Genomic DNA, 8592 nt, shown 5'->3' on the forward strand with positions numbered 1-8592 from the left:
TCTGCTTCGCTGCCGTTCAGGCTCACGATGGGCTGTGTGTACAGCACAAAGCGCTCCGTTTGCAGTGCCTGGGTCAATAGCGGCACCCACATGGTTTCCCCATGCCTCTTGGCCACCATCGCATCGGTTTCCTCGTAGAGATGTACCCGATTTCGTCCCAGTTCCTTCGCTGCATAGCACGCCTGGTCGGCTGCGCTCAGCAGTTCATTGACTGATTTGCTGTGCTCGTTGATCGTTACCAGGCCGATGCTCACCCCGATCTCAAATGTACGGCCCGCCCATGCAAAACGGAAATCCTTGACGGCTTGACGAAGCTTGTTGGCCAATTGAATAGCCTGGTCCACCGGACAATTCAGTAGAAGCGCACCGAACTCGTCGCCCCCGAGACGAGCCAGAATGTCCGCGCCGCGCATATGTCCGTGCAGCATTTTCGCCAGTATCTTGAGGAGCACGTCACCAGCATTATGTCCGCAGGTATCGTTGACGATCTTGAACTGGTCGAGATCGAGAAACATCATCGCATGGCTGAAACCGTCACTTTTCGCCGTGGCGAGCGCGTTGGTTACCTGCACTTCGAATTCGCGCCGGTTGATCAGCCCTGTCAGCGGATCATGGGCGGCATGCCATGACAATTCATGCTTAAGCGCCCTCTCGTGGCTGACATCGCGGAACACAATGACAGCACCCAATGTTTCTCCGGTTCGCGATCGAATTGGAGCAGCGGAATCCTCAATCGGAATCCGCTTTCCCTGCTTATTAATAAGTTGCGCGTGCGTGATAAGAGAAACTGTCTTTTTCAGTCGCAGGCATTTGCTACCTACGTCCTCTATGACCTCACCAGTCCTTTCGTCAACGGTTTTTAGCAGGTGGCTTATGGCAACGCCTCGCTGGAGATCCTCTCTGGACCATCCCGTAACCTGCTCTGCAGTACGGTTGAGATAATTCACCCTGCCCTGTGTATCCGTGGTGATGACGCCCTCACCTATTGAACCGAGGGTAACTTCCGCCAGCTCTTTCTGTTCCGCCAACGCCAGTTCCGCTTCCTTCCGGTCCGAAATATCCCAAATCAGCCCGAGTGACCGCGACGACCTTCCTTGACCATCAGGCTGAATTTCGGCCCGTGCTGCAATCCAGTGCACCGAGCCATCCGGCCAGACCACCCTATATTCAATATCATAGCCACCACGCGAATCGATAGCGCGTTGCATGGTGGCGATAACGAAATGCTGGTCATCCTGATGCACCAATGCAAGGAATTCGGAAAATGGTTGGACCACATGCCGCGGTTTGAGCCCCAGCAACCCAAGTCCGTTATCCATCCAGTAAATCTTGCTGTCGATCAAGCGATTTCCGGGAATGCTGGAGTCCCAAATGGACATTCTTGCGACGATAAGCGCCTGCGTCAGGCGTTTGGCTCCGGGATGCTGGATCATAGGTGGTTGTTTAAAAAAGGGGCTTTTTAGGTTACGCGCAGCCGTTAAGGACGATCAAAGCGCAGCGCATGTATTGCATTCAGGACTTGTGCAGCACAACGCGTTGCACCATATCGACACCAGTTTGCCAGCGGCCTTATTCGATTCGTTGGTATGTCAGGCACGACAGGTCCGGTTGCTTCCTTTACGGGCATCGAGCGAATTAGAACAAGCTGTTGTGGACACGTTCCATATTCATCTGAAATTCGCGGAGACCCGTGCTTTATGTACGATTGATGACACACATGATCTTCAATCGTTTGTCATTAATCGTACATATCGAATGCACCCGTGCAGTCGACTGCAGGGACAGGTGAATTTCAGGTTCAGGCTGGCTGAAAGAACCGATCGAACTGCCGCGCAAATTCTTCGGCCCCGAGCGGCCGGGAGAAAAGAAAACCCTGCCCGAAATCACATCCCATTTCGACCAGAAGGTCTCGTTGTGCGGATGTCTCGATACCTTCGGCGATGACTTTCAGCCCGAGCTTGTGTGCCATGACGATGATGGCTTCACAAAGTGCCGCACCGTCCGGACCATCGGCAAGGGCAGAGACAAACGTGCGATCGATCTTGATGAAATCGATGTCGAATCGTTTGAGATACATCAGCGAGCAATATCCGGTGCCGAAATCGTCCAGCGATATTTGCATGCCGGCGTCAGAAAGCTTCCGCAATTTGGTGGTGATCTCTTCGCCTGGTTCAAGCAGCAAACCTTCGGTGATTTCGATCGCGATGCTATTACCCGGCAAGCCCAGTTGCGCCAGATAGTGCATCCAATCGTTTGCGCTCGCAGAGCCTTTCCTGAATTGCAGAGGTGACTTGTTGATGCTGATCTGGAATTCGGGATGCAGCGTCTTACGCCACGCTACCGCCTGACGCGCAGCTTCCTGAAACACCCACTCCCCCACTTCCGCGATCATGCCGGCATCCTCCAGCACCGGAATGAATTCTGCGGGCGGAATGACGCCACGCTGAGGATGATGCCAGCGGATGAGCGCCTCGGCTTTGTGCGCAAGGCCGGTGCGCAGATCGACAATTGGTTGATAAACCAACCGGTACTGTTGTTCGGCGAGCGCCGTATGCAGGTCATTGAGGTAGCGCATCCGCTGCTGCGCGCGGATCTGCATCGAGGGCGCGAAATAGGTCCAGCGGTTTCTGCCTTCCGTCTTCGCCGCATACATTGCCTGGTCGGCGTGCTTGACCAGTTCTTCACTCGTTGTGCCATCCTGCGGGTAGAGTGCGACGCCGATACTTGCGGAGACATAGGCGGTCTCGCCACGCAACAGGAATGGCTCCGCGAGTGTCTTCAGTATTCCCTGCGCGATTCGCTCGACGCCATGCAGATCGTTCAGCCCGTGAAGGATGACGGTGAACTCGTCACCGCCCAATCGGGCCACGCTGTCAGTTTCACGCACATAGCCGGATATCCGAAGTGCCGCCTGCTGAAGCAGCAGATCGCCCATATCGTGGCCGAGGGTATCGTTGATCTCCTTGAACAGGTCCAGGTCGATGAAGAGAATGCAGATCGATTGATTGGTGCGATGGGCTCGCCTGATCTCCTGTTCCAGCTGCTCGTGGAACGCGCGGCGGTTAGGCAGGCCGGTGAGGAAATCGTGCCGCGCCTGGTTTTCCACTTCGGCCCGGGTCTGAGCCAGCGTCTTGAGCAAGGAAATCAGCCGGCGCGCACCGACAACGGTCATACAGGTGAGGACCGAACCGCTCACCAGCAGCCCCCAGAGCAGTTTTCGCCATGCGGCAAGAACATCGTCCATCGAGGATGACGCGATCACCACCAATGGATATTCCTCCATCGCGGCATAGGCGGTAAGCCGCGATGTTTTGTCGATCACGGTATTTGGAAGAATATCCCAGCCGCGCTGGGCTTTCGGCAGATGTTCCTTCCACAGTCGGCCGCCGGCGATCGATTTGCCGATATAGTTTTCGCCATTAGGCGCGCGGGCAAGGAGAATGCCGTCACGCCGAACCAGGCCGATCGATCCGTTCGGCTTGGTTCGGCCGGACTCGTACAGTGTATTCAGCGCCTGGGTGTCGATGGAGGCGACGACGAGAAACCTGGGCGCCGAACGGCGCTCGGATGGCGCGCGAAAAATGGGAAGCACCGTCTGTCCGGTGAAACTGCTCTCTTCCGGCATGCCGATATACAAACCGTTAGTCCACCGGGGCGATCGCAGCTCGAAATAGTCCCTGCCTGCTATATTGCCTATCGATTGCCTGTTCGCCTCGGCCAGGTCATGGACGGTGCCGTCGACGCTGAGAATATGGGCACCGATCCGGCCGCCGGACTGCGTTGCGAGTGTTTTCACCAGGCTCAACAGGTCCGGATCGGTGTGCGGTTTTCCTTCTGAATGGTCTTCGAGCACCCTGGAAGCACTTATTAGAAAGAAATCGACCATCGAGAAGAAGTTGCAGGCCTGCTCCTCGACAACCGATGACATTCGCTCGAGGATCCGCCGCTCCGCATTAATTGCCGAATCACGACTGCGAAGGAGTATTCCGGCGATCGCCGACCAGAGAATCAGCAATGCGAGTGCGGCACCGAGCAGCACCATCCAGGCTGCGCGGCGCTCGCCCGGACTTCGTATTCCCCAAAGATCGCTCAATTTCCGCAAATTCGCTCCCACACCGGCCCCGCTTGCCGGATGTGAGAACCATATCCTATTTGTTTGCTGGTTTTAAGTATTTTTTGAGCGTGTTGATGGATGTGTCACAGGCATGGGATCGATGATCCCCATGCCCCTGCAGGAATGTCGAAACCAATTGCGTCCTCAACCGCGTTATGGAACCACGGCTGTTACCTCGATTTCAACCCGGGCCCGGTCCTCGATCAGGGCGGAGACCTGGACGGCCGTCATGGCCGGAAAATGGCGGCCGATCAATTCACGGTAAATCGCGCCGATGTCGGCGTAGGCGGCGACATATTCTTTCTTGTCAATCACATACCAGGTCATGCGCACGATATGTTCCGGACGCGCATCCGCTTCGGCCAGGACTTCCACGATGTTGCGCAAAGCCTGCCGTGCCTGTGCGACAAAATCGTCGGAAACGAAATTGCCCTGGGCATCCCAGCCGATCATGCCGCTGACGCAGATAATGCGTCCGCTTGCCACGACGCCGTTCGAATACCCTTTCGGGCGCACCCAGCCGGGCGGTTGGAGAATATTCATAGTGTCTTTCGATAGGTTGATTCGCTTATTCCGCTTCTGAGACAGCCCCTGCATTAATCGCCTTCGAACACCGGTTTCTGTTTCGCCACGAACGCGTGGTATGCCCGGTGGAAGTCATTGGTCGCCATGCAGATGGCTTGCGCCTGCGCTTCCGCCTCGATCGCCTCGTCCACGCCCATGTTCCATTCCTGCTGCAGCATTTTCTTCGTCATGCCATGTGCGAAGGTCGGGCCGCTCGCAATGTCGGCGGCGAAGGATTGCGCTTCCGCGAGCAGCGCATCGGGGCCGCAGATACGGTTGAAAAAGCCCCACTGCAGTGCCTCGGCGCCGCTCATGCTGCGTCCCGAATACAACAACTCGGCCGCTCTGCCCTGCCCGATTACCCGCGGCAGCAACGCGCAGGCGCCCATGTCGCAGCCCGCCAGTCCGACCCGGGCAAACAGGAAAGCCGTCTTGCTGCGCTCGGTGCCGTAGCGGATATCGGATGCCAGGGCAAGGAGCGCACCTGCGCCGGCGCAAACGCCGTCGATCGCCGCGACAATGGGTTGCGGGCAAGCGCGCATCGCCTTGACGAGATCGCCGGTCATGCGGGTAAATGCGAGCATGCCCGGCATATCGAGTTGGGTCAGAGGCCCGATGATGTCGTGTACGTCACCGCCGGAACAGAAATTATCTCCCGCGCCGGTGATTACGACCGCCTTTACGTCGTCGGCGTAGCGCATGGCGACGAACAAATCACGCAATTCCGCATACGACTCGAACGTGAGCGGATTTTTTCGCTCGGGGCGGTTGAGGGTTACGCTGGCCACCCCGTCCGCGACCGCAAACCGGAAATGCAGGGCCTGATGATCCGTCAGCGTAATGCGGTTGCCGGGAAGCTGGTGTGGTTGGCCGGGAAGATAGCGCATGGTCATGGTCCTTATTGTTTTGCTTCGCTCGAAGCGGCATTCAGATGGTTTTTCATTTTGGACAAGAGCTGGATCAGGGTGGTTTTCTCGGATTGCGTCAGCCCCCCGGTCATCTCGCGTATCCATTGCTCATGCACCTCGGCCATGCGGGCGAAAGCGCGGCGCCCCGCCGGCGTGAGCTTCACCACGTAGACACGTCGGTCGTTCGGGTCCGGCACGCGCACAACCAGCTTCTCCTGTTCCAGCAGGTCGGCGATCCCGGTGATATTTCCACCGGTGACCATCATCCGTTTCGACAACTCTCCCATCCGCAATCCTTCCGGATGCCGTTCCAGCTGTGCCATCAGGTCGAAGCGCGGCAGCGTGATATTGAATTCGGCGCGCAGGCGGCTCCGTATCTCGTCCTCAATGCGTACCGTGCAGGACAGCATCCGCAGCCAAAGCTTGAGCGATTGGTGGTGGTCGTCGGTCAGCCGGCTTTCGAGGTCGATAATCGAAGCGGTTTCGGTGTTATCCATGCATGGTTTTCCTGTCGTATCCAACTCGTTCACATGATCTCGCCGCCAGCAACCGGAAGAGCCTGGCCATTCATCGCCGCTGCGCCCGGCAGGCATAGCCATAGAACCGCGCTTGCCACCTCGTCCGGCGTGACGAGTCGCTTCTGCGGGTTCCGCGAGGCCAGCTCCGCCTTTGCCTGCTCTGTGCTGCGGCCGGTCTTGGCAGCGATGTTGTTGACGGCATCCTGTACGAGGTCGGTATCGGTGAAACCGGGGCAAACCGCATTCACCGTGATGCCCTTCGTCGCCACTTCCAGCGCCAGCGCCCGCGTCAGTCCGATCACCCCATGCTTGGCTGCGCAATACGCCGAGACATAGGCATAGCCGGTCAGCCCGGCTGTGCTGGCGATATTCACAATGCGGCCCCATTGCGAGCCCAGCATCGACGGCAATGCAGCTTGAGTGCAATGGAATGTACCGGTCAGATTGACATCCAGCATCGCCTGCCACAGCGCCGCGTCGGTCTTGCCGAACGGCGCGGATAAAGCCTGACCGGCATTGTTGATGAGAATCGAGACCGGTCCGAAGCGGGATGCCGCGCCATCGAAGCCCGTACCAATCGAGTCGGCTTGCGTGACGTCCATCTGCACCTGAGCGATGTCGCCAAGACCTTTCAATTCCTGTACCGCCGACACAAGCCGCTCCACATCCCGGCCGGCCAGCGTGATGCGCGCACCGTGCGCAAGCAGCGCCCGCGCAATCGCCAGGCCGATGCCGCGTCCGCCGCCGGTTACCAGCGCATGCTTTCCCGCGAGTTCCAGGGCTGGCGTCATGGTCATCCTTCGAGAAGTTTCGCGGCAATCTGCTGCGGGGTCATACCGCTGGAAGTGGCGGCCATCTGGCGGTCGCGCTCCAGGTTGCGCTCGAGTTGCACCTTGCCGGCCTGATATTGCTTCGGCCATGGCATGTCGAAGTAACCGATTTTCGCGGCTTCATTCAGTGTCCATGCCGGATTGGCAAGGTGGGGACGCGCCACGGCGCACAGGTCGGCGCGGCCGGCGGCGATGATGCTGTTGGCATGGTCCGCCTCGAAGATCGCGCCGACCGCTATCGTCGGTATGCCGGCCTCATTGCGGATGCGGTCGGCGAACGGCGTCTGGAACATGCGGCCATAGACCGGCTTTTCGAGTTTGCTGACCTGCCCGGCGGAACAGTCGATCATGTCGGCTCCGGCGGTCTTGAATAGACGGGCGATGTTGACGGCATCGTCGGGCGTGATACCGCCTTCGACCCAGTCGTGCGCCGAGATGCGCACGCTGATCGGCTTGTCCTGCGGCCACACATCGCGGATGGCCGCGAAGATTTCCAACGGATACCGGCAGCGGTTTTCCAGGCTGCCGCCATACTCGTCCGTGCGATGGTTGGTCAGGGGGGATATAAAGGTCGACAGCAGGTATCCATGTGCGCAATGCAGTTCCAGCCAGTCGAAGCCGGCAGCAGCGGCCTCGCGCGTCGAGCGGATGAAATCCGCCTTGATGCGCGCCAAATCATCATGCGTCGCTTCCCGTGCCCGCTGCGAAACGCCGGTCAGATATTGCAGCGGTGACGCCGCCACCAGCGGCCAATTGCCGTCCTCCAGCGGAAGATCGATTCCGTCCCACGACGGGCGGGTGGAGCCCTTGGGCCCGGCGTGTCCCAGCTGCACCGCGATTTTTGCGTCGGTATTCGCGTGAACGAAGTCAACGATGCGTTTCCACGCCAGCGTATGTTCCGGCTTGTACAGTCCCGGACAGCCCGGTGTGATGCGGGCATCCGCCGACACGCAGGTCATTTCGGCGAACACCATTCCGGCGCCGCCCATCGCCCTGCTGCCGAGATGCACCAGGTGATAGTCCCCCGCTACCCCATCGTTCGCGGAGTACTGGGCCATCGGCGATACCACGATACGGTTCTTCAACACGGTGCCGCGCAGACGGAACGGCGTCAGCATCGGCGGGATGCTTTTGCGGCTTTGCGGTCGCGGCAGGCCGGCCTGTTCAAACGCGCGCGTGCTGATCCATTCCTCGAAACGTTCGACATAGGCGGGATCGCGCAGCCTCAGGTTTTCGTGCGACAGGCGCTGGCTTCGGGTCAGCATCGAATAGGTGAACTGTTCCGCCTCCATGCCGGTATAGCGCTGCACGTTTTCGAACCATTCCATCGAATTGCGCGCGGCGCTCTGAATTTTGAGAACCTCGACCGAGCGCGCGTCCTGGTAGCCTTTCATGACCTCCTCGATCCCCGCGTCGCTCAGGGTGTCGAAGCAGCGCGCCATTTCAATGGCGTCCTCCAGCGCCAGCTTGGTGCCGGAACCGATCGAGAAATGCGCGCTATGCGCCGCGTCGCCCATCAGGACCACCGGCACTTGCTTGCCGCCGATCCGGTTCCAGTGCACCCAATTTTTGCAGACAATACGTGGAAACCGGATCCAGATGGCCGAACCGCGCAAATGGGCGGCATTGCTGATCAGCCGATGGCCGTCGAGGTAGCG

General features: G+C 58.8%; 7 protein-coding genes. All 7 read right to left on the reverse strand.

Annotated features, from left to right (window positions below; genetic code table 11):
* Positions 1-1433 (reverse strand): diguanylate cyclase (locus tag VGU61_RS05435; protein ID WP_326858084.1); only part of this gene is annotated, 1433 nt, incomplete at its 3' end.
* Between the two features lie 365 nt (positions 1434-1798).
* Positions 1799-4093, reverse strand: coding sequence for a bifunctional diguanylate cyclase/phosphodiesterase (locus tag VGU61_RS05440; RefSeq protein ID WP_326858085.1), 2295 nt, complete (start codon positions 4091-4093; stop codon positions 1799-1801).
* A 174-nt stretch (positions 4094-4267) separates the two neighbouring features.
* Positions 4268-4657 (reverse strand): RidA family protein, encoded by a 390-nt coding sequence (locus VGU61_RS05445; protein ID WP_326858086.1) that lies wholly within the window; start codon positions 4655-4657, stop codon positions 4268-4270.
* A 53-nt stretch (positions 4658-4710) separates the two neighbouring features.
* Positions 4711-5565 (reverse strand): enoyl-CoA hydratase family protein, encoded by an 855-nt coding sequence (locus tag VGU61_RS05450; RefSeq protein WP_326858087.1) that lies wholly within the window; start codon positions 5563-5565, stop codon positions 4711-4713.
* A gap of 11 nt (positions 5566-5576) precedes the next feature.
* Complete coding sequence (locus tag VGU61_RS05455; RefSeq protein ID WP_326858088.1) at positions 5577-6083, reverse strand: MarR family transcriptional regulator; 507 nt, start codon at positions 6081-6083, stop codon at positions 5577-5579.
* Positions 6084-6112: 29 nt separating this feature from the next.
* Positions 6113-6901, reverse strand: a complete 789-nt coding sequence (locus VGU61_RS05460) for an SDR family NAD(P)-dependent oxidoreductase (RefSeq protein ID WP_326858089.1) — start codon at positions 6899-6901, stop codon at positions 6113-6115.
* On the reverse strand, positions 6898-8592 hold a 1695-nt coding region (locus VGU61_RS05465), incomplete at its 5' end, for a bifunctional salicylyl-CoA 5-hydroxylase/oxidoreductase (protein WP_326858090.1). The genes VGU61_RS05460 and VGU61_RS05465, both read right to left, overlap by 4 nt.

This window comes from Noviherbaspirillum sp., from assembly GCF_035944575.1.
Taxonomy (GTDB): Bacteria; Pseudomonadota; Gammaproteobacteria; order Burkholderiales; family Burkholderiaceae_D; genus Noviherbaspirillum.

Bases quoted from the DNA above. Each gene is read 5' to 3' on its own strand.
- VGU61_RS05460 (WP_326858089.1), bottom strand. From the start codon at position 6,901: ATGACCATGACGCCAGCCCTGGAACTCGCGGGAAAGCATGCGCTGGTA.
- VGU61_RS05445 (WP_326858086.1), bottom strand. From the start codon at position 4,657: ATGAATATTCTCCAACCGCCCGGCTGGGTGCGCCCGAAAGGGTATTCG.
- VGU61_RS05455 (WP_326858088.1), bottom strand. From the start codon at position 6,083: ATGGATAACACCGAAACCGCTTCGATTATCGACCTCGAAAGCCGGCTG.
- VGU61_RS05450 (WP_326858087.1), bottom strand. From the start codon at position 5,565: ATGCGCTATCTTCCCGGCCAACCACACCAGCTTCCCGGCAACCGCATT.